Below are 1,205 nucleotides of genomic sequence, written 5' to 3'. Positions count from 1 at the left end.
GATTTTGATGAACCGCTCCTTATTTCTAATGAAGATTTAAAAAAACACCCTATATTTTCCTATTGGCAATCTCTAGAAAATGTTACAAAAGCTAAATATAGAGTTAGTATGTCTAATTTTTTACCTAAACTGTCTGTACAGTATGGATTTCAAAAAATAGGGAATAAAACAGGATTTAGTAGTTACCAAGCTGGAATACAAATCCCTTTAATATTTAATAAAGTTAAAGGGGAAGCTAAAGCTTCAAAAATGAATATTGCCATAATTCAACAAGAAAACAATGCAAAAAAAATAGCTTTTAAAAACACATTTAATACCATGATAATGCAATATAACCAGTTGCAAAAAAAATGGGGCTATTATAAAAATGAAGCCTTACCATTAGCCAAAGAACAGCGTAATGGAGCAATTTTATCGTATAAAGAAGGCGCCATAGATTATATTGGTTTTTTACAAACTATAAAAACTGCCATAGAGTTAGAAATTGATACATGGCAATTATTTAATTCTTATTTAAACAGTAAAATTCAGTTAGACTATTTCTTAACTTCAAAATCTTAATAATGAAAAATTCATATAAATATATCATCACTTTAGTTACTGCTTTAACATTAGCGGTAGGTTGTAAAGAATCGCACCCTAACGAATCTCATACACATGACTCAGAAGGCAATCATATAAATACAAATATGCCTCAAGACAATATTAAGCAAGAGGCCGAACATGCAGAAGAAGTTACGTTAACCAATAAGCAACTAGATATTTTAAACATAAAGATAGATACGCTTTCTAAACAAAACATGAACGGTTATATTCAAGTTAACGGGCAATTAGGCGTACCCCCACAAAACGAAGCTGTTGTTACAACTACATTAGGCGCTAACATTAGCAACATTAAAGTTGTTGAGGGAGATAAAGTAAAAAAAGGGCAAATTTTAGCTTATGTAAGCCATCCAGATATTATAAGTTTACAAACAGACTATTTACAAGCATATAATACTTTGCAATTTTTAGAACAAGATTACAATAGACAAAAAAAACTATATGATGCTCAGGTAGGTTCTGGAAGAGACTACCAACAAGCAAAATCTAAATTTTCAAGCACTAAAGGTTTAACCAAAGGTTACGAGAGTCAGTTACGCTTATTAGGGTTATCTCCTAAAAATGTAAAAAATGGTAAAATCGTTCAAACGGCACCAATAAAA

General features: G+C 30.5%; 2 protein-coding genes. Both read left to right on the top strand.

Translation table 11 applies throughout. The annotated features are described in order from the left end of the window. On the top strand, positions 1-561 hold a 561-nt coding region (locus ACVC2P_RS06635; protein WP_452597690.1), incomplete at its 5' end, for a TolC family protein. Between the two features lie 2 nt (positions 562-563). Beyond that, a partial coding sequence (locus ACVC2P_RS06630; RefSeq protein ID WP_452597689.1) for an efflux RND transporter periplasmic adaptor subunit occupies positions 564-1,205 on the top strand: 642 nt, incomplete at its 3' end.

It is taken from the genome of Pontimicrobium sp. MEBiC01747, assembly GCF_053601635.1.
Note: the sequence above shows the minus strand (reverse complement) of the source record. Positions and strands in the feature narration are given on the sequence as shown.